Raw genomic sequence first — 19,878 nt, forward strand, 5'->3', positions numbered from 1 at the left:
GTTCCAGAACGGGGTGAATGGGAAATCGAGAGGGCTAGGAAGAGCGGTTCAGGAGCCTGAGGGGTCGGTTCGCTTGGCCGTCGCCGAGGCGAAGTCTCCGAGCCCGGCCTCCTCCCCGAGGGACTCGCGCAAGGCCTTCAACGGGTCGCGCATGTCGTCGATGTATCCGAGCGCGTACGCCCCGCGGGAGTATCCCATCAGGCGAAGAAGTGGCTCGGGCAAGTCTCGCGCGATGTCCTGCGGCACCGTCAGATACTGGTTCTCTTCCTGGCGGAGCCAGCTTCGGGCGTAGGTGATGTTCATGCCGTAGCGCGTGGCATCGGAACGGTTCGGTCCACCGCCGTGGTAGAGCGCGCCCGTGTAGAGAAGCACCGATCCGGCGTCCATCTCGGCGGGCTCGGTGTCGGCGATCGTGAACTCCTGCTTGTCGGGGAACTTGTTACTCCCCGGGATGACGCGGGTCGCACCGTTTTCTTGCGTAAAGTCCGTCATGGCCCAGAGCGTGTTGCACTGAACCTCGTAGCCGGACGGGAAGGGGAAGAAGTCGAACGCCCACTGATCGCGGTGTATCGGTTGTTCGCTCTCGCCGGCTTCGATCGCTATGATCTGCGTCAGGTGCAGGTGATAGCTCGTCGCGTCGGCGAGGAGGCGGTGGGTCGTGCCGAGCACCAGTGGGTTCTGGATGACGTCGCGCGCCGTCTCGGATCGGGCGATTAGAGCACCGGTTCGTTTCGTGTGGTGCCCGGTGAACTCGTCGGGGCCCAGCCCGTTCGCTGCGAACCAGGGCTCGAGCTCGGCGCGGATCCGGTCGAAGGTCGTCGGGGATTCGAGTCCATCGATGACGACGCATCCGTCTCGATCGAGGATCTCGGCGGCCCGCTCGGGCGTCGTGTTGGGGCTCAAGTGCTCTACAGCCATGGCTCTAGAGTCGCGGAAACCGCCCCGCCAGGCAACGCGTTGGAGGCCCGCCAAACGTGGGTGACCCGGCGGCCGCCGCATGGTTCAATCCAGGTCGTGTTGCGCGTGAAGCGAATCTCGAAGGCCCTCGGGGCGGAGGTCGACGGTGTCGACCTGTCTCAGCCGGTCAGCGGCGCGGTACTCCAGGAGATCGAGGCGGCGCTCGCGGAGCACGAAGTCCTGTTCTTCCACGACCAGGATCTGTCGCCCGACGCGCACCGCGCGTTCGCGAGCCTGTTCGGTTCCCTGCAGACACATCCTGCCTATCCGCACGTGGCGGGCGTCCCCGAGCTCTCGATCCTCGAGTCGGACCGCGAGAATCCCTCAAAGATCGAGAAGTGGCACACGGACATGACGTTCCGTCGCGATCCGCCGCTGGGTTCGATCTTGCGAGCGAAGGTGGTTCCGGCCAAGGGCGGCGACACGTTGTGGATGAGTCTCTCGGCGGCCTACGAGGCTCTGTCGCCGACGTTGCGTGGCTTTCTCGATGGCCTGACTGCTGAACACTCTTTCGAGCACGGGTTCCGCGAGAGCCTTGCGGAGCCCGGTGGCCGAGACCGTCTCGCGGAGGCGGTCGCCGCGAACCCGCCCGTCGAGCATCCGGTGGTTCGGGTTCATCCGCTGAGCGGCCGACGCTGTCTCTTTGTGAACAGCCTGTTCACGACGCGGATTGTCGACCTCAACCGCGAAGAGAGCGACGCGTTGCTCGCCTTCCTGTTCGCGCACATGGAACGCGAGGAGTTCTCCTGTCGCTTCGCTTGGCGCGCGAACTCGATCGCCTTCTGGGACAACCGGTGTACGCAGCATCGCCCCATCAACGACTACTGGCCGGAGAGTCGGCGAATGGAACGCATCACGATCAATGGCGACGTGCCCTACGGCGCTCGGAAAAACGAAGCGATCCAGCCTGCAAACACCTCGCGGTCGGTCCCGTCATCGAGGGACGCGACGGCCTCGCGGTAGAGCCCGTCGCCGAAGGCTTCGCGGCGCATCTCATAGAGGGCGCGCGCGTACTCGGGGCTGAACTCCGGGTGGGCCTGGACACTCATGATGTGAGTGCCGATACGGTAGAGCCCGATCGGGCAAGCATCATTCCCGCCGATGAGTTCCGCACCCGGCGGGAGCTCCGTGACCTGGTCTTTGTGCGAGTGGATGAGTCGCGTCGCGCTCGCGACGTCCGACGCCCAGGGAAACGCGGTATCGACTTGGCTTCGTTGGACCCCGATCGTCCAGCCGCGCTCGGCGGGCTCGGTCTTTCCTCCGAGCGCGCGGGCCACCAGTTGATGGCCGAAGCAGACGGCGAGGAGCTTCGTCTGGCGCTCGTGCAGGCGCACCACGAAATCTTCGAGCGTTCGGATCCATGGCATCGGATCGTAGACGCTGTGGCGGCTCCCCGTGATGAGGTACCCGTCGCAGTCGTCGATCGCGTCGGGGTATTCGTCGTGCTCGACGTCGAAGGAGCGGAACTCCAGGCCCGGGTCGGCCGGTCCGATGATCTGCGGGAACATCTCCGTGTACTGCCCGAAGTGGGACAGCTGCGGGAGAACCGTGTCGGCTTTCAGGATCCCGATGCGCATCGAGAAGTACCGTAGCCGCCCCCCGTGCGATGCCAAAGCGGAGCGTCGGTGGAAGTGGCCCACCGACGCTCCGCCCGGGTCGTCCGATGGAGTTGCCGCCCGGGGAGGGCGGGTAGATTTATCGCTGGCATCGTCATCGGTTTGGTTCTTTTCACCTTGCCCGGAAACCCTCGATTTTCGGGCTCCGGGCCTTCCTCGGTCACGAGCTCGTGCACGCCTATCAGTACGCGGACGGGCGCTAGAAGCTGGGTAGCCGCGAGATCTCCCGGCGCGAGATTCTGGCATACGCGTGGGAGTTCGATCACCTCGAGCCCGACGTTCGCTCTGGCTACCGCGGCGACGCCTTCGTGAATCGGCGCATGTACGGTGAGATGCTCGGCGACTGAGTCGTCGGCATCCGTTCGCCGATAGGCTATAGACGCCTGAATGAGATCGGCGATCGCGCTTCTGATTCTTCTGGCCCACGTCCTTGGCCCCGGCGGGGCCCGAGCGACGGAGCCGGAGGAGGCACCGAAGACCGGGACGTTGCGTTTTCGCGTGCTCGACGGCGCGACGGGCGAGTCCACGCCGGCCCGCGTCTCGGTCGTGGATGAGGCCGGGCGTTCGCACGTCGCGCCGTCTGCAGTTCCCGTCGCCGGTGAGTGCATGCAGCCGGCGCCCGCGGGCTGGGCGCGCGCCGCCGAGGGCGGGCTTCCGGGAGCCGGGCTTCGTGATCCCGGCAGTGGTGCGAAGATCTTCTACGTCGATGCAGTGGTCGAGATGGAGGTGCCGATCGGCCGGTATCGCGTGAGTGCGACGAAGGGCTTCGAGTGGGAGACACGTTCGGTGGTGATCGAGGTCTTGCCGGGCCGCCAGGGTGCTGCGGCGCCGCTTCAGCTCTCGCGTTGGATCGACATGCCGGCGGCGGGTTGGGTTTCGGCCGACGGCCACCTGCACATCGGGCGTCCCTCGCCCGCGCTCGACCCCGTCGTCGCCACGTGGATGGCGGCCGAAGACCTACACGTTGCGAACCTGCTGCAGATGGGCCGCGAGGGCGAGGTGGTGGGCGCGCGTCAGTACGCCTTCGGCGAAGCGGGGCGGTATCGTTCCGGCGAGGTCGTGCTTGCGCCCGGGCAGGAGAATCCGCGCACATGGTTGCTCGGCCACGGGATGGTCTTCGGCGCGTCGCGGTATATCGACCCGGGGGAACGCTACCTGGTCTACCAGCCGGTCTGGCGCCAGGCGCGCGCTGAGGGAGGACTCGCAGGCTACGCGCATTGGCAGCCCCCGGGCGTCCTCATCGACGCACCCACGGGGCTCGTCGATTTCCTGGAGGTTCTGCAGTTCGACACGCCGAACTACGAGATGCTCTACCGCCTCTGGGGGCTCGGGCTCCTTGTCGCGCCGATCGCCGGCACTGATTTCCCGTGCATAGGGGATCTGCCGGGCGCGGATCGGTTCTACGCGCGCGTCGGGAGGCCGTTCACGTGGGAGCGGTGGCTCGACGCTGTAGGCGAGGGGAGGACGTTCGTGACGAACGGCCCGCTCCTCGAATTCGAAGTGAACGGCGCAGGGATCGGAGATCGCATAAGGATCGACGTGCCCGGTGTCGTGCGGGTCGAAGCGTCGGTTCGGTTCGATCCGACGCGTGACGACGTGGAGGCGCTGGAACTCGTGCGGGACGGCAAGGTCGTACACCGCGTGACCGAAGTCACTGAACTCGGCCGAATCGCGTTCTCGCTTCGGCTGCCGATGGAGCAGTCGGGCTGGCTGGCGCTTCGTTCCGATGGAGCAAAAATCGACCGCCGGCCGATTCACGACGACATGGGGGGGGCGATCAAGCTTCGCCCTCGCAGTTCCGCGGCGCACACGGGTGTGATCTCGGTTCGGGTCGCCGGGACGCCGCCACTGGGGACAGGCACGGCCGCCCGCCGCCTGGCGGAGGCGGCTCGCGAAGAGATGGCTGCGCTGCACGAGCTCTTCGAGAGTTCAAAGGAGCACACGGTGCTCTCGAGTCCGAAGTGGGCGCGCGGCGTGTCTCGCGAAACTCTGCGGGCGAGCCGCTCCGAGCTTCTGGGCGAGATCGGACTTGCCGAAGCCTGGTACGGTGACAGAGCAGGGTCGGTCGGGCTGGGCGATGGCTCTACAGATCTCGCAGCATTCGACGAATCCCTGGACTTCCGAACGTCGCCTCGAATTCCGGGTGGCGCTTCTCGTCCTCGACCTTGAAGCCGGCGCTCTCGTAGGCGCGCTGCGCCGGGTGGTTGTCGATCAGGAGGGAGATCTGCGAGCGCCGATAGCTCTTTTGCTTGCCTTCCTCGAGAACCCGTTCGAGCAGCGATCGAATGAGGCCGCGGCCGCGAAAGCCGTCCGTGGTGGCGACCCATTCGACGATCCACGCGTCGTCGGGGGAGTCCGGCGCGCATTTGAGGAACGGGCCCATACGCCCGAACGCGCCATCGACCTCCTCGGGTGTCCAGCCGGCCCCGCGGAGTCCTTCGGACATCGCCGCCGCGAACGTTTCATGGCCACGCGTCGTTGGTTCGTAGCCCGAGAGCCCGGCGACAGGCTCGCCATCGACGTCGGCCACGAAGAAGCCCGACCAGTGGCACATCGAGAGCGTCTTGGTCGCACAGACGCGCTCGATCAGGCTGAGCCGCTGCTCCTCCTCGCCGGGAAAGGCGAGGTCGAAGAACCCTATGGGAACATGGGAGCGTGCTGCCGCCAGCTGTACCCAGGCGATGAAGCTCGTGTCTTTCTCTTGCGCGCGACGAATCTCGGTGCTCATTTGGGTCGTCCTCCTCCTCCTCCGACGGGTACCGGCTGTCCGCACAGGCGGCAACCCGGTTCGAGACGCGATGCGTCCGACGCGCGTTTCGTCCGATACAGAACAGCAGAGGAGTGCCGGGCCGGGAACGGACGATGGTCGACTAGACCTGCTGTACGAATGGAGCCTCGCCTTTGCGGCGCGTACCGAACTGGCTGAGCTGATCCCACTTGTGATCTCCAAGACCGGCGAGGTGCTCGACTCGGCGGGGATGTCGTGCGGACGGGGGAGCCCCTGCGGGTTCCAGACGCCGCCTCGGACCCGCGATTCCACGATTCGGCCAGCCTCGCGACCGGCGTCAGCGTTTCGATCGAGAACGCGCGTCTGTACGAGTCGCTGCGAGCACGCGAAGAGGGGCTTCGCGCCGAGGTCGGCGCGGGACGCCGCGCGTCGCGGTGAACTGCGCGGCGCTGCCCGAGTCGCTCCTCGAGAGTGAGCCCTTCGGGCACCGGCGCGGTGCCTTCACCGGCGCGACCCAGGATCGAAAGGGGCTCTGCGAAGCGGCGGCGGGCGGCACGATCTTCTTGGGCGAGGTCGAGGCCGCGCGGATGCGCGCGGACCTCTGTATCGCCTGTCCGGCTTCCCCATCCGCCTGCCGCCCCTCGACCACCGCAGGGACGACATCCCGCATTTCGTGTCGCACTTCCTGGCCGTGGAATGTGCGTCAGCTTCGAAACGAAATCGAGCGATGCGTGGCGCTCGCCCGCGACGGCGATACCGTCGGGGCGCGGCATCTCTCCCGACGGTTGATGGGAGGCGGTGCCGGGACGTCCGCCGACGACGGCGGGGCCGCACCCGGCTACGACCTCCGGTCTGCTCGAGCCGAGTTCGAATCTCGACATATCCGTTTCGTTCTCGCAGCCCGTAGCGGAAACGTGTCGCGCGCCGCGGAGAGTCTCGGGCTTTCCCGATCGATGCTGCAGAAGAAGATGAAGGAGTACGACCTGCGCTGACTGCCGCCGGTCTTCGTTTTGAGGACGGCGCCGGGTGCTGTACAAGCGGCTGCCATGAGGCGTCAGAAGGCGTCCCCCGCGCCCACGGCGGCGCCGGTGCTGCGCCGGTCGTCAGTTGCGGCGGCGGTGGAGAAGGCGGTCCGCGGCGTGCGGATCATCGGTCCCGTGACGGACCCGCGCTACGGCATGAGCCTCCCGATCGACAGGCTCCTGTTTGATTGGCCCCAAGCGGCACGGCTCCTCGCCGAATGGGAGTATGGCGTTGCAGTCGACTTTGGCCGAGACACGGAGGCCGAGGTGGGTCACTGCCTCGCGGAGTGGACCGAGCGAGTTCGGGCGGTGGCCGCGGCGAACGAGGAGGAAGTCACGTCTCTCGCGAGCGCGTTCCCAAACTTGCACCCCGCGGGTGTCGGTGCCCGGTCTGATGCACCGGCAGCGTGCGAGCTTCTGGCGAATCGCCTGGCGCTCCTCGGCGCGACGTTTACGCCGTTCGCGTCGCGCTCGCGGGTGCTCGACCAGCCGATCTCCTCGTGGGAGGCCCCGCGCGAGACCGTCCGCGACGTCTTGACCGATCAGTATCGTGAACGAGCGGATGCCTGCCTCGGCGCTCCTCGGCTCGACGTCGAGCGCGATGCGAAGCTCCTACTCGGCGGCGCGGTCGCTCGTTTCAGCGGTCTCGACGGTTGAGCGAGATGCTCGTCGTCGTCGTCGCTGCCACGGCGCTCGCTGCGATGGCCCAGACCGTCGCGGGCTTCGGCTTCGCGCTCATCGCCGTGCCGTTCTATGTGACGGTGTTGGAGGTCTCCGAGGCGGTGGGGGCGGTCGCCGTGCTGAGCTTCGTGAACGTCGCGATGGTGGCACGCAGCGTTCGCGGGCACGCGCCGTGGCCGACCGTGCGCTACCTCCTGGCCGGCAGCATCTGTGCAATGCCCTTCGGCCTCGTACTGCTGCTCTCCGTGTCTGGCGACGTGCTGCGGATCGCCGTAGGTACGGTGTCGATCCTGATGGCCGCGGCGATCGGTGCCGGCTTCACGTTGCACGCCGCGGGTCGGGTCGGGACGTTTTTCGTCGGTGCCGCGTCGGGCGTCCTCTGTACGAGCATCGCAATCAACGGGCCCCCGGTGGTCCTTTTCCTGCAGGCTCTTCGGCATCCTCCGGAGGTCTTTCGGGCGGCGATCTCGACGTTCTTCATGTTCAACGGACTGGTCTCGCTGTCGATCTTCGCTTTTGCCGGGGTCGTGTCGACCCACTCTCTGGGGATCTCACTCACGGCGTTTCCGGCGCTGCTCGTTGGCCATTGGATCGGGCACCGCCTGCTGCCGCGGTTCAGTCCGGAGACCTTCCGGCGTTTCGTTCTAGCGCTCCTCGTCGTGAGCGCGTCGACGTCGCTGATCGACGGGCTTCTCCGTACCTTCGGTTGACCGCCATCGCCGCCGAACATAGGAGCGCAGGATGAACGCCGCCGTACTTGCCGGGGTCACGTTCGCGATCTTCGTGATCGGGTACCGCTACTACTCCCGCTTCCTCGCCGAGCGTGTGTTCCAGATCCATGCCGACGAGCCGGTTCCGTCACGGGAGCACGAAGACGGTGTCGACTACGTTCCTACCCGCCTCGGAATCCTCTGGGGCCACCACTACACGTCGATTGCCGGTGCCGCGCCGATCGTCGGCCCGGCTTTGGCGGTGATCTGGGGCTGGGCGCCGGCGCTGATCTGGGTGACGGTCGGAACGGTGATGATGGGTGCCGTGCACGATTTCTCGGCGCTCGTGCTGAGCGCACGGCATGACGGCCGGTCCATCGGCGACATCTCCGGCGTCGTGTTGAACGAGCGGGTCCGGACCCTGTTCCTGCTCATCATCTCGCTTCTGATCTGGATCGTGCTGGCCGTGTTCGCGTTCATCATCGGGACGCTCTTTGTTTCGTATCCGGGGGCGATCTTCCCGATCAACGTTCAGATCGCGATCGCTCTCCTGCTCGGGTGGCTGGTCCATCGGCGCGGACTTCCCGCGCTCGTTCCCTCGTTGGTCGCTTACGGGATCTTGTTGGTCTGCGTGTTCTACGGGGATGCGTTCGCGGCCGCTTTCCCGGCGATTGCTTCGCTGACGGTCCTGCAATGGGTGTGGGTGCTCCTGCTCTACTGCTTTGTCGCTTCGGTGCTGCCGGTCTGGTTGCTGTTGCAGCCGCGCGACTACATCAATTCTCATCAGCTCGTGACCGCGCTCATCCTGCTGTCACTCGGGTTGCTGGTCCTGCAGCCAACCGTCGCGGCGCCCGCGTTCAATCCGAACCCCGAAGGTGCACCGTCCATCCTTCCGTTCCTCTTCATCACGATCGCGTGCGGAGCGATCTCGGGGTTCCACGGCCTCGTGTCGTCGGGCACGACGTCCAAGCAGCTGGCCTGTATGAGCGATGCCCGTCCGATCGGCTACGGCGGTATGCTGGGGGAAGGCGCTCTCGGTATGCTCGCGGTTCTGGCGACGACCGCCGGATTCGCCTCGACCGAGGAGTGGTACACGCACTACGCGAGCTGGGGGGCGGCGCAGGGGCTGCCCGCCAAGCTTGGCGCGTTCGTGCAGGGGAGTGCGACGTTCGTCTCGGCGTTAGGGATTTCGATGCAGGCGGCGGAGACGTTCATGGCGGTCATCGTGATCGCTTTCGCGGCCACGTCGCTCGACACCGGTGCGCGCATCCAGCGCCTGGTCATCGGCGAGCTGGGGGAGACCTACGGGATCGCGCCGCTGAAGAACCGCTTTGTGGCCAGCGCGACGGGAATTGCCCTGGCGCTGGTGCTCGCCCTGACCCAGGCGGGTGGGAAGGGTGGGCTCATCCTGTGGCCGCTCTTCGGAACGACGAACCAGCTGCTCGCGAGCGTCACGCTGTTGCTCGTGTCGGTGTGGCTTCGTCGCAAGGGCCGGCCTGTCATCTATACGTTCCTGCCGATGGTCTTCGTTTCGGCCGCGACGCTGTTCGCCATGCTCGGTGAGGTGCGAGTTTACTTCGAGAGTGGAAGCTGGCTTCTCCTCACTTTGGGTCTCGTGATCCTGGTGTGTGACGTCTGGGTGATGTTCGAGGGGCTCCGGATCTTCCGCGATGCGAAACCCGAGCCTCCCTCCGGCGCGCCGGCTTGATCGATGGCGAGTCGGGATTTCCTCGTCTGTGCGCTCGCCGGCCTCGCACTGATGCTGAGCGGGTGCCCGCAATCGTGTGACCCCGCGCGCCGGGCGGGGTCACCGGAGGTGTTCATCGACGGTCGCTTCGCGGAGTGGGTCGATGGGGCGCGCCTCCGGGCGGACGGTCACGACTTGTTCGTCCGATTCACGGTTCCCGAGCCGATCAGTCTCCAGGCCGCGCCGTACTCGCTGGCTCTTCTCCTCGATACTGATGGCGATGCCGTCACGGGCTCCGGGCTCGACTACGTGGACGGCGAGACGGATGTGGGGGCCGAGCTGGCGATCGTGTTCTCGCCGCCCGGCGGTCGGCCGCGTCCCGGTGGCGGGAGTGGGGAAGGGGTTGCGGCGCTGCTTCTGCCGACGGACGAAGAAGATTCCAAGGCTCAAGGTTTCGGGCATGAAGGCCTGGATCTCGTCTTCGCCCCGACCCACGAGGCGACCGAGTTCGAACTGCGAATCTCTCGTCGGCTCTCCGAGCAGCCTCTGCTATCCGCGGCCTTCGAGAGTGGGCGCGTATCGGCGCATCTCTTTGGGGTCGGGAAGGATACGAAGCTCCTCTGGGCGGAGGCGCTCGGGTCCATCCCGTTGCCGCCTCTTGCCGCGGTGCCGCATCGGTTGGATGCCGCCTGGCCGGCGCGATCGGCGGAGGACGTGCGCGTCGTGTCGTGGAACGTCCTCTTCGCCACGCCGATGCGAAACCCCGAGCCGTTTGCACGCATCCTTCGCGCGCTCGATCCGGATGTCGTGCTCGTGCAGGAGTGGGAGAAGGCGACAGCGGATGATCTGCGGACATGGTTCGACACGCACGTCTCGCCCGGATGGCATGCTCTAGATTCGCCCGGGTGGGGCGTCGGTGTCGTCGCGCGGGGCGAGCTTCGTCGACTCGGTCCCGAGCGCATCGAACGCCCCGTCGATGCTCCCGCGGATAGTTTCCGACCAGATCGGGCGTTGCGACTCGCCGCAGCGGTGGTGGAAACACGACTCGGTCCTGTCGCCGCCGCGTCGCTCCATTTGAAGTGCTGCGGCTCTCCTGGTGGCTCTCAGGACCGTGCACGTATCGCGGAGGTGAGCGTGATTCGCGGTGCACTCGCCGATGCGCTGGGAGATCTTAGAGACGACGCGCCTGTTGTTCGAATCTTCGGTGGGGATTTGAATCTGGTCGGATCGGCGCATCCCCTGAACATGCTGCGTGCGGGCTTGGCGGCTGACGGCGGGGATCTCGCGGTGGCGAAGACCGACGTCTTGGGTGATCGCGCGCTTTATACGTGGCGGGGCAGGGGGTCCCGGTTCGGCGCCGGACGGCTCGACTTCCTCGCGTACGCCGGCGCGGAACTCTCTCGGGCGTTCGCCGTCGATACGGCGCGACTGCAGGACGACGTTCTCGCCGAAGCGGGGCTCGAGCGGGCCGATTCGGCGGCCAGTGATCATCTCGCGCTTGTGCTTGATCTGCGGCCTTTTCGGAGTTCGTCTGTTACGGGAGCGGAATGATCCCGGACGTCTTCACTTGGGCCTACGACCTCGCCGTGAGTTGGCTTCCCCCGTTGCCCTCCTTGCTATGGGGAGAGACAGACGACGAGAACTCGACGTCGACCGAGGAAACCGCAACCGCGCCCGGAACCTCGGAGGCGCTAGCGCGGGCAAAGGAAGCGCTCCGGAAGATCGAAGCGGACGATACGAAATCCGCGCGAAGCTCCGCCCGCCCACTCGACGCTCGGTTTCGTTCGTCTTCTTCGTCGATTCTCGGTGGCGGTGGTGGGATCCACCGGCTGGTCGGACGACTCGAAGAGGTCGACGTCGGCCAGTTGGCGTCGCCCGATCGCGAGGCCTTGATGGGCGCGGCGACCGATCTCATGACGCGCCTTCGTCAGCGCTGAAGTCTCACCACTCCGTCGGAAATCCCCGGAACGGGCTTTCGATGCGCTGCACGTCCTGAAGGAGTTCGCGAGCCGGTCCTTCGGGGATGTCGGTCGGGGTGCCAAGCGTGATGCTGTCGGTGATTCCGCCGAACCGGTCCCGGAGCTTGCCCACGAGATCATCGTACGGCGCGATGACGGCAAACGTGTCGAGCACTTCGTCCGGGACCTCGGCGGCCATCTCCTTCCACTGTCCGTTCTTGGACATGGCGTGGAGCTTCATGCCGAGATCTTCCCAGCCGTGCACCGCCAGGACCGGGTGGTAGCTGCGTGTCGAGCCGTAGAACGCGATGCGGTACCGGATCTGTTCGCGTCCCTTCGCGAGTGCGGCCTCGTCTGTTCCGGTGACGACGAATCCGCCGCCCCAGACCTCGAAGGAAGAGCGATCGCGTCCGGCCTTGGCGAGCCCCTCGCGAATCTGCGGCATCGCGACTTCGTCGACGTATTTCTTGGTGGCGAATCCGTGGAGGCGCACGCCGTCGCAGGTGCGTCCTGCGAGTTTCAGCATCGCGGGGCGCACGGCGGCGATGCTGATCGGGATGGGGGAAAGTCCGGACGGCGGCGGTACAAACTCGGGTGTCATCAGCGTGAAGCGATAGTGCTCCCCCTGGTAGTCGAGCTTCTCTCCCTTCTCCCAGCAGCGCCAGATCGCGCGGAGGGACTCCACGTACTCGCGGAGCCGGGGTAGGGGCGGCGTCCACGGCACGCTGAAGCGTCGCTCGTTGTGTCCTTTTACCTGCGTGCCGAGTCCGAGGGTGAAGCGTCCCTTCGAGTGGACGTGCAGATCCCATGCGGTGTTGGCCGTAACCATCGGGCTGCGCGGAAAGCACACGGCAATGGCGGTTCCGAGTCGCACGCGCTCCGTGGCGAGCGCCGCGAACGCGAGCGGTGCGAAGGGGTCATTGGCGATCTCGAAGCTCAAGAGGCCGTCGAACCCGGCTGCTTCGGCCGCCGCGGCCGCCGGGCCAACCTTACGCCAGTCGGTGATGGGAAGTCCGGTCTCTACTCGCATACAGGTTCTCTTTTCGGTCAGGAGCCGATGCCGCCCGCGTCGCGGACCGGCAATAGGATACGGAACGTGGCGCCGCCGCTGGTACGGCTCACACCGGTCAGCGCGCCGCCGTGCGCATCGACGATCGAATCACTGATGGCGAGACCCATGCCGAGGCCGTGATCGCGGGTCGTGAAGAACACGTCGAACATGTGAGCCGCGACGTCGTCCGACAGTCATCTGGTCCATCGTAGCGACTCGTAGGAAGTTGGCGAGGGCTCCGCGCTGGATCTCCGCGGACTCCTCCGCGCGGCGGATTTCGGTCAGGTCGACGCAGGTACCGACGTAGCCGATGAACGCACCGGGCTGGTCGTGGATGGGGTTGCCGCTCGCCATCATGAGGCGATACTCCGCGTCGGCCCGTCGACCCGTCGGAAATGATTCTCGAGGGAGAACCCGATTCGCTCTGCGAACGAGTCCGTCCAGATGCGGTACGCGCGTTCCCGCTCGTCGGGGTGGATCAACTCGACCCACCGGGGCCCGAGCATCTCCTCGACAGTGCGACCGGCGAACGGAGGAACTCGCTGTTCACGTAGCTACAGCCCAGATCGAGCCCGGCGGGCCAGACGGCGAAGGGCGAGGACTCGGCCATCAGGTGGAAGAGGGCCTCGCTGTCTCGCAGTTCCGTCACCTGCTTGGTCCCGTCTCTCATGACGCCCGAGACGTGGCGGCCGGAGGTCCCCGGGCGGGTCGCGATGCCCTCGCGGGCGTTGACCCAGCGAAGGGTGCCGTCCGGTCCTACGATCCAGAAGGTGAGATCGAGCCGCTTGTTCGCATCCGCGGAGTACGCGGCGGCACTGGCGAGGTCCCGGTCTCCCGGGTGCACCAGGTCGAGTGCACGCAGGGTCGCGTCCGCGAGTTCCGCCTGTTGGGCTTCCTGCTGCTTGTCGGTCTCCATCCGCTGGCCCACCCTAGCGCGGATTCGCCGAAAATGCCGAGCGGTTCCCGGTGCCGTCCCGGTGGAGTATAAGCGGAGCCCTGTGGCTGGCGTCGTCTCACAAGATCGTGGCCCCACGGGCGCATCGATCGACCTTCAGGCTCTGCGCGAGAGCATCGATCGCGAGATGGATCACGAGTGCTTCGTCGCGCGACTCCAGGTCGCTCGGTTCAGCGCGGACGACATCCTCGACATCGAGCTTTCCTACAACCTCGCTAAGTTCGGCCACCACGAGCAGTTTCGTGAGAGCGGCGAGCCGTACTTCGAGCACCCGAGGGCCGTCGCGGTCCAGCTCATCGAGATCCGTACCGCGTTGCTCGAGGGGGGGCGCGAGGCCGAGGCGCTGGCGGGCGTCACGAAGGATGGGATCATCCTGGCGCTCCATCACGACACGGTCGAGGATACGAAGTTGTTCGGGGGCGCGGGGCTTCGAGGCCCGTTCGCAAAAGAGATCAGCGCCTTTCGGTTGCTGTGGGCTTACGGTGTGGATGTCATGTGCGGCATCGAGGCGCTCACCAAAGTCGAAGCGGGAGACCACGGGATCAGCCCGGCCGAGGCGAAGCTCGCTTCAGTCGAGAAGGTGACGGCGTCCGACCCGATGACGCGACGGGTGAAGCAGAGCGATCGCCTTCACAATCTGCGCACCCTCGGCGCCACCCCGCCCGCGAAGCAGCGTCGCATCGTGCGCGCGACCGTGGAGCAGTACATCCCGAGCTGGGATCGCGACGCGCGCGGTGACGACTCCGGGCGAGTCGTTTCGCAGATCCTGTTGGATCTGGTCAACGAGACCATCGAAGAGTTGCGGGCGTCGTGGCTAGGGCAGGACGAGTCGAAGCTCTCGCCCGAGCCTGCGTCGGAGCCGGTTCCGATCGACCTGGAGCGCGCGACGGCCTACGAGATCCTCGACGGCATTCCCGGCCTGACGATCGTCGAACGGCAGCTGGTCCACTTCGCGTATGACATCGCTGCCTATGGACACACCTCGACCGAAGATGCGGGGCAGGACGGCGAGCTCTCGTTCGAGCAGATCAAGGGGGCGACTTTCGACCTGATCGACGAGATGACCAAGCGCAACTCGCACGACTGGAAACTAATCGCCGCCTCTCTTTTGCGAGACACGGTCGAGCATACGTACATCTTCGGCAGCGACTCGATTGCGGGCATGCGTTACGACCAGGTCGCGGCGCGCAACATCGGCAAGGTCTTCGGCAGCGAGGTGCGTCACCTGGTCCTGTCCCAAACCCGGCAGGAGCCCGGCCCTCGCGCGGGCGCAACCGAGTCGACGTACCTCGAGAGCCTTCAGGGGGCGGGGCCCGCGGCCGTGGTTCTGCAGATGACCGACACGGTCGAGCGACTCAAGAGAATCAACGACGTTCCGGGCGACGAGCAGAGCTCCTTCATCGAGCACCTCGAGAGGGACTACATGCCGATGTTCGAGGTCTTCTCGGAACGAGACGGGCGCCTACAGGAGTTGATCGGGCGTTATCTCCACAAGATCCAAACGCAGAAGCGCGGCGTCGAACAGGCGCGGAACGGCTGAATCAGCCGAGCCGACGGGGCGTGCTCGCCGGCGGAACCCCGACGTCGAACGTTTCGGCGTCTCCGGTGGAGCTGCGCAGCTCGATTCGGTGTTGGCCGGCGCCGAGCCAGGCGGCGGGGAGCGTGAACTCGAGGGCCGGGCCCTCGCTCGGGCGGGCAACGGGCTGACGGAGTTCGCGGCCCGAAGACGTGACGACGCGGAGTTCGAGTGGCCCGGTTCCCGGCAGGTGTGTGACGACGGTCACGTGGAGTTTGTCGCCGTCGCGCACGGCTTCGACCGGCGGGTTTCGTGGAGCTGGAGCCATCGACTCGAGTGGGGCTGCCGAGGCCGGGCGCGCCGGGGCCGGGCGTGCTGGCGGCGGAGCCATCGGCTGTATCGCAACGTCCCCCTCGAGTGCGAACAGCTGATCGCGTTTCTCGATACCAGCAGGGGCGCCGGCGCGTTCCCGCTGCGCTGTCGCGCGCTGCGCGACGACAGCCTCCTTCATTGCCTTCCTCGCGGGTGCGAGCTCGCTAGTCACCGGGCGCCGAGCCGATTGCACGATCGGTTCGACCACGACGTCACGGCGTAGGTAGAGGAGCGGCAATGTCACGACGAGAAGCGCGGCGTACGCAAAGGCGGGCGTCCAGATGACCCGTCCGACCTGAGTGGTCCAGGGCACGATGTCGTCTGCGTCGGCTTCGATGTCCGGCTCGAGTGCGAATTCGATCTCCGGCTCGGGTTCGATGTCCGGTTCGGGCTCGTCTTGGGTCGGAAGGGTAGGCCTCGGAGCCGGAGTGTCGAAGCGCCTTCCGGCCGAGGAGAAGCTGCGTTCCACCACCGGCTCGCTCATCGCGAACCCGGAGGGGATGGCGTCTTCCGACTCGGGCAGTGCGGCGGCGGCCACTGCACCGAAGTCCTCTTCGGGCGCGAAGGACTCGAGGGACTGGATTTCTTCCGTACACGGGTCGCAGGAGGCGACGTGGGCAAGGAGGCGTGTTCGATCCTTGCTGGACAACGACGCCGGGGCGTCCTGCAGCATCAGGATCTCGTCGATGGAGGGATGGGCGTCGGCTCCGAGCTCCATGTGGAGCTCGGTCCAGATGTGGATCTCGGCCGAGCAGTCCCGGCACGCGGGATAGTGCTCGCGGAACGAGAGGAAGTTCTCGTCTGTGGGATCTTCCAGGAAACCCGGGAGGTCCAGCTCCTCGATTCGTCGACAGGACATGGCCTCGCTCAGTAGGTCTCTTCGCACGGCTCAGCCGGATCAACCAATGTCATGACAATCCCGCCTCGGAGAGTCGTCGACGCAGATGATCGAGCGCGCGGCGTTGGTAGCGTTTCGCCGTTCCCAGGGGCAACCCGAGGGTGTCGGCCATCTCCTGAACGGTGTGGCCCGCCCAGTACGTCCCAAGCAGAAGGCTTCGGTCGGGCTCGCCCATGTGCTCGACCTCGGACCGAAGGCCCGCGGCGTTGGCTTCGGGGTCATCCTCCCACCCGGCTTCGAGAGAGCCCCTCGGGGGAACTCGATTCTGGTTCTCGTCTTCCCAGGCCTGGGTATCTCGCTCGTGGTGGCGTTTGCTGAGGGAGAGGCGGTCGAAGAACTTGTTGCGTGTGATGATCCGCACGTAGCCCTCGAATGCGCGTGGGTCGCGCAGTCGATCCTGCTGGGCGTTCGAAACGAGCGCCAGCAGCACTTCTTGGCGGAGGTCGTCCCACTCACCAGCGAAGTCCCACGCGCGCAGCTGCCCGAGCACTCGCGACACCAGACGGTTCACCTGCAGAACGGCTGCGCGGTCGCCCGCGAGGAGGCGTTCCTGGATCTCGGTCCAGTCCTGTCGGGCCATCGCCACCCCCCCACGGTAGCGGAGCCCGCGCCGAGCAGAAACGCGACTCCGGGGCTTCTGCGCAAAAAAGTGCTCGGCGGGTGATCCGGCAGGGCTCGGTCGCAAGACCTCCTGTTGTGAAGCCCAAGCCGAGCCCTGCGGGGCCAGAAGGAGAAGCCCATGTTCGAAGATCTGCATGCCTTTCCCGTCGGAGCGCCCCTGCTCGCTCTGCTCCTGTTCGGTGGTGTTCTCATACGCCCGAGCACGTCGTCCGGATCCCAGGTTCCACCGCCGCCGCCCCCGGGGTGGAGCGCCGAGGCTCCCCTGGGACTCGAGGCGTTGGGTCCGGACGGTGCTCGGCTGGGCCCGTGCCCGCTCGAGCACACCGATGTGCAGGCCGAGATCGCGGGCTTCGTCACGCGGGTTCGGGTGAAGCAGACGTTCTCGAATCCCTTTGAGGAGCCGATCGAGGCAGTCTATACGTTCCCGCTTTCGTCGGACGGCGCCGTGGACGCAATGACGATTCGCGCGGGGGAGCGCACGATCAGTGGGGATATCCGCCGCCGCGAAGAGGCGCGCAAGATCTACGAGGACGCGAAGAGCGCCGGTAAGCTCGCGGCGCTCCTGGACGAGGAACGCCCGAACATCTTCACGCAGTCGATCGCGAACCTCATGCCGGGCGAGTCGATCGACGTCGAGATCCAGTACGTCGAGTCCCTCGACTACGCGGACGGGCGGTTCGAGTTCTCGTTTCCGATGGTTGTCGGACCGCGCTTCGTGCCGGGCGCGGCCGCGGAGAGGGAAGGGACGGGGTGGTCGCCCGATACCGATCGGGTTACGGACGCTTCGCGCGTGACGCCGCCCGTGGCACCGCAGGGTGTACGCGCCGGGCATGACGTTTCCCTCTCGGTGGAGCTCGCGGCAGGGCTCCCCATTGCGGACCTGCGATCGCGATTACATGAGGTCGACGTAGAGGAGGTCGATGGCACCCGGCGCCGCGTTCGCCTTCGTAACCGGAACGAGATCCCGAACCGCGATTTTGTTCTGGAGTGGACGGTCGCGGGAGAGCAGCTCGCAAGCGGAGTGCTCGTCCATCGCCCCGAGGGCGATGTCGACGGCTACGTCACCTTCTTATTGGTTCCGCCCGAGCGCGTCGCGCCGGTCGAGGCCGCACCGCGTGAGATCGTATTCGTCGTCGACCGGTCCGGCTCGCAGTCGGGGAAGCCTCTCGCGCAGGCGAAGGCCGCGATTCTCTACACTATCGGAAGGCTGAACCCGCGCGACACCTTCCAGCTCGTCTCCTTCAGCAGCGCGGTTGAGAAGCTCTTCGATGCGCCGCGCCCGGCGACCGCGGCGAATCGGCGAGCAGCGAAGTCGTATGTGGAGGCACTCCAGGCCAACGGCGGCACCATGATGGCCGAGGCGGTGCGAGAGGTCTGCGCGGATCGGGCACCGGAGAACCGGCTGCGTATCGTGTCCTTCATGACCGACGGGTACGTCGGCAACGATCACGAGGTCCTCGGTCTGGTTCAGAAGCTGCGCGGCCGGTCGCGCTGGTTCCCGTTCGGAACCGGCAATTCGACGAATCGCTACCTGCTCGATCACATGGCGCGCGTAGGCGGCGGTGAGGTGGAGTACGTCCTGCTGGACGAGGACCCCGAGGCGGCCGCGCGCCGGTTCTACGACCGTATCGCGGCACCCGTTCTGACGGACGTCCGCATCGACTTCGAGGGCCTGGCTATCCGGGAACTCGCCCCGCACCGTCTGCCCGACCTGTGGGCGCACAAGCCGCTGATCGTGCACGCGCGTTACACGGAGCCGGGAGCGGGGCGTGTCGTCCTGCGAGGATTCCGTCAGGGGGAGAAATGGGAACGCGCGCTCGAGGTGGAGCTCCCGGCTCGATCGACGACGAATGCGCCCATCGCTTCGATGTGGGCCCGGGCACGGGTGGACGAGCTGCTCGCGCTTGATCTTCGCGGGCTGCAGCGGGGCGAGTTCGTAGAGGCTTTCCGAGACGAAGTGGTGTCGATTGCGCTCGCCCATCACCTTCTCACGCCGTTCACTTCATTCGTGGCGGTCGAGGAGAAGATCGTGAACGAAGGGGGGAAGACGCGAACGGTCACGGTCCCCGTCGAGGTCCCCGACGGTGTCGACCGCGGCGCGATCTTCGTCGAAGTCAGCGCAACGATGGGCCCGGCTGCGGCTCTGGCGATGGCTCCCGGAATGAAGCTGCGCGCACTGGGATACACCCAAGGCGCTCCGGCGGTCGCGCGGGAAGAGGAGCGGTACCGGCCGTCGGCGGAAGTCACGCGAGGCGGGCGCGTTGACGGGGTGCGGAAGGACGTGCGCGCCAGGGCTCTTCTCTCTGGCCCCGGTTCGGACAAGCTGGGCCGTCTCCTCGTCGCTCAACTGGAAGAGGCGCCAGAGAACACCGCGGAGTTGTCGGTGCGGGTGACTCTCACCCCCGGCGTGAACCCCGAGGCCGAGCGGGCGCTGGCGAAGGCCGGGCTCCGGATCGGGTTGGTGTTCGGCCAGGAGGTGGTGGGCACGATCTCGGTGGCCGATCTCGAAGCGCTGGTGGCGCTCGGGTGGGTGGAGAGGGTCGACCTCGCCTAGGGCGGGCTTCCCGGGGGCGCGTGCGCGCACCCCCGGGGGGCCCCTTCAATCGGCGTCGCGGTGGACGGTATCGGGTGCGAACGCAGGGAGACAGATCGCGAAGTATTCGGCGCCTCCGTCCTCGGGGGTACTGTACCGGACCCATTCGCCGGGCGCGGTCACGACGGCCTGCCCGGCGCGTACCTGAAGCTTGCCGGCTGCGTGCTCGACTTCGAGCATCCCGGCGAGCACGACGGTCAGCTCTTCGAATTCCGGTCGCTGGCCCGGCTCGAGCCAGCCCTGCGGCGACTTCATTCGCGCGACACTCGCGCTCTCGTGTCCGGAGTTCACGCGCCCGAAGTATTCCTCGATGCGTTTGGGCTTGGTCCCGGCCGCTTCGATGATCGATGGTTGTTCGATGAGCCTTGGCATGGAGGCAGACATGCCACGTTCGGCTCCCCGGTCAAGGACGCCCCTGCAGCGCTCGATCTTCGACGCGCCTGCGACTCCCACGCCCCGGGGTCGTGCACATCAGCTCGCGTCTCGGTGTTGGGCCGGCCGAGTTGCGGGGGG

General features: G+C 66.5%; 20 protein-coding genes and 1 pseudogene. 12 read left to right on the forward strand and 9 right to left on the reverse strand.

What is annotated here, in order from left to right; all coding sequences use genetic code 11:
• Window positions 1-48: 48 nt before the first annotated feature.
• Entirely contained in the window at window positions 49-918 is an 870-nt protein-coding gene (locus P8R42_09700) for a phytanoyl-CoA dioxygenase family protein (protein MDG2304916.1), read from the reverse strand.
• Window positions 919-1,014: 96 nt separating this feature from the next.
• Between P8R42_09700 and tauD the strand changes: the two genes are divergently transcribed.
• The gene (gene tauD / locus P8R42_09705; protein ID MDG2304917.1) at window positions 1,015-1,920 is read left to right on the forward strand and encodes a taurine dioxygenase; all 906 of its coding nucleotides are present in this window, start codon (window positions 1,015-1,017) and stop codon (window positions 1,918-1,920) included.
• Here the strand turns inward: tauD and P8R42_09710 are convergent.
• Window positions 1,833-2,534, reverse strand: a complete 702-nt coding sequence (locus tag P8R42_09710) for a GMP synthase (protein ID MDG2304918.1) — start codon at window positions 2,532-2,534, stop codon at window positions 1,833-1,835. The two genes, tauD and P8R42_09710, sit on opposite strands and share 88 nt — an antisense overlap.
• Before the next feature lie 426 nt (window positions 2,535-2,960).
• Here P8R42_09710 and P8R42_09715 point away from each other — a divergent pair, with 426 nt between their 5' ends.
• Window positions 2,961-4,742, forward strand: a complete 1,782-nt coding sequence (locus tag P8R42_09715; GenBank protein ID MDG2304919.1) for a CehA/McbA family metallohydrolase — start codon at window positions 2,961-2,963, stop codon at window positions 4,740-4,742.
• Here P8R42_09715 and P8R42_09720 read toward each other — a convergent pair.
• The gene (locus P8R42_09720; GenBank protein MDG2304920.1) at window positions 4,657-5,301 is read right to left on the reverse strand and encodes a GNAT family N-acetyltransferase; all 645 of its coding nucleotides are present in this window, start codon (window positions 5,299-5,301) and stop codon (window positions 4,657-4,659) included. The genes P8R42_09715 and P8R42_09720 overlap by 86 nt on opposite strands.
• 255 nt (window positions 5,302-5,556) lie before the next feature.
• Between P8R42_09720 and P8R42_09725 the strand changes: the two genes are divergently transcribed.
• The 8 genes and pseudogenes from P8R42_09725 (at window position 5,557) to P8R42_09760 (ending at window position 11,338) form a co-directional block, all read left to right on the forward strand.
• Window positions 5,557-5,739, forward strand: a complete 183-nt coding sequence (locus tag P8R42_09725; protein MDG2304921.1) for a hypothetical protein — start codon at window positions 5,557-5,559, stop codon at window positions 5,737-5,739.
• Window positions 5,724-5,876: pseudogene (locus P8R42_09730) on the forward strand (sigma 54-interacting transcriptional regulator). Before P8R42_09725 ends, P8R42_09730 begins: the two are co-directional and overlap by 16 nt.
• A gap of 213 nt (window positions 5,877-6,089) precedes the next feature.
• Window positions 6,090-6,293, forward strand: a complete 204-nt coding sequence (locus P8R42_09735) for a helix-turn-helix domain-containing protein (GenBank protein MDG2304922.1) — start codon at window positions 6,090-6,092, stop codon at window positions 6,291-6,293.
• A gap of 54 nt (window positions 6,294-6,347) precedes the next feature.
• Window positions 6,348-6,980, forward strand: a complete 633-nt coding sequence (locus tag P8R42_09740; protein ID MDG2304923.1) for a hypothetical protein — start codon at window positions 6,348-6,350, stop codon at window positions 6,978-6,980.
• Between the two features lie 5 nt (window positions 6,981-6,985).
• The gene (locus P8R42_09745; GenBank protein ID MDG2304924.1) at window positions 6,986-7,714 is read left to right on the forward strand and encodes a sulfite exporter TauE/SafE family protein; all 729 of its coding nucleotides are present in this window, start codon (window positions 6,986-6,988) and stop codon (window positions 7,712-7,714) included.
• Between the two features lie 31 nt (window positions 7,715-7,745).
• Window positions 7,746-9,422: a carbon starvation protein A gene (locus tag P8R42_09750; GenBank protein MDG2304925.1), complete on the forward strand. Its 1,677-nt coding sequence runs from the start codon at window positions 7,746-7,748 to the stop codon at window positions 9,420-9,422.
• A gap of 3 nt (window positions 9,423-9,425) precedes the next feature.
• Window positions 9,426-10,952 (forward strand): endonuclease/exonuclease/phosphatase family protein, encoded by a 1,527-nt coding sequence (locus P8R42_09755; protein MDG2304926.1) that lies wholly within the window; start codon window positions 9,426-9,428, stop codon window positions 10,950-10,952.
• The gene (locus P8R42_09760; GenBank protein ID MDG2304927.1) at window positions 10,949-11,338 is read left to right on the forward strand and encodes a hypothetical protein; all 390 of its coding nucleotides are present in this window, start codon (window positions 10,949-10,951) and stop codon (window positions 11,336-11,338) included. Before P8R42_09755 ends, P8R42_09760 begins: the two co-directional genes overlap by 4 nt.
• 4 nt (window positions 11,339-11,342) lie before the next feature.
• On the opposite strand, the gene P8R42_09765 is transcribed toward P8R42_09760, so the two are convergent.
• From P8R42_09765 to P8R42_09775, 3 genes are all read right to left on the reverse strand, one after another.
• On the reverse strand, window positions 11,343-12,389 hold the full coding sequence (locus P8R42_09765) for a TIGR03617 family F420-dependent LLM class oxidoreductase (GenBank protein ID MDG2304928.1): 1,047 nt from the start codon (window positions 12,387-12,389) through the stop codon (window positions 11,343-11,345).
• A gap of 17 nt (window positions 12,390-12,406) precedes the next feature.
• Window positions 12,407-12,580, reverse strand: coding sequence for a hypothetical protein (locus P8R42_09770; protein ID MDG2304929.1), 174 nt, complete (start codon window positions 12,578-12,580; stop codon window positions 12,407-12,409).
• 308 nt (window positions 12,581-12,888) lie between these two features.
• Window positions 12,889-13,326 (reverse strand): hypothetical protein, encoded by a 438-nt coding sequence (locus P8R42_09775; GenBank protein ID MDG2304930.1) that lies wholly within the window; start codon window positions 13,324-13,326, stop codon window positions 12,889-12,891.
• 82 nt (window positions 13,327-13,408) lie between these two features.
• On the opposite strand from P8R42_09775, the gene P8R42_09780 reads away from it, so the two are divergent.
• Complete coding sequence (locus P8R42_09780) at window positions 13,409-14,905, forward strand: hypothetical protein (GenBank protein ID MDG2304931.1); 1,497 nt, start codon at window positions 13,409-13,411, stop codon at window positions 14,903-14,905.
• A 1-nt stretch (window position 14,906) separates the two neighbouring features.
• On the opposite strand, the gene P8R42_09785 is transcribed toward P8R42_09780, so the two are convergent.
• Together P8R42_09785 and P8R42_09790 are read right to left on the reverse strand one after the other, a co-directional pair.
• On the reverse strand, window positions 14,907-16,112 hold the full coding sequence (locus P8R42_09785) for a hypothetical protein (GenBank protein ID MDG2304932.1): 1,206 nt from the start codon (window positions 16,110-16,112) through the stop codon (window positions 14,907-14,909).
• A gap of 49 nt (window positions 16,113-16,161) precedes the next feature.
• Window positions 16,162-16,731 (reverse strand): RNA polymerase sigma factor, encoded by a 570-nt coding sequence (locus P8R42_09790; GenBank protein MDG2304933.1) that lies wholly within the window; start codon window positions 16,729-16,731, stop codon window positions 16,162-16,164.
• Between the two features lie 159 nt (window positions 16,732-16,890).
• On the opposite strand from P8R42_09790, the gene P8R42_09795 reads away from it, so the two are divergent.
• The gene (locus tag P8R42_09795) at window positions 16,891-19,326 is read left to right on the forward strand and encodes a VIT and VWA domain-containing protein (protein MDG2304934.1); all 2,436 of its coding nucleotides are present in this window, start codon (window positions 16,891-16,893) and stop codon (window positions 19,324-19,326) included.
• Window positions 19,327-19,371: 45 nt separating this feature from the next.
• Here the strand turns inward: P8R42_09795 and P8R42_09800 are convergent, their stop codons facing one another.
• A complete protein-coding gene (locus tag P8R42_09800; GenBank protein ID MDG2304935.1) occupies window positions 19,372-19,737 on the reverse strand; it encodes a cupin in 366 nt (121 codons plus the stop codon).
• Window positions 19,738-19,878 lie beyond the last annotated feature (141 nt).

Source organism: Candidatus Binatia bacterium, assembly GCA_029243485.1.
Classification (GTDB): domain Bacteria; phylum Desulfobacterota; class Binatia; order UBA12015; family UBA12015; genus VGTG01.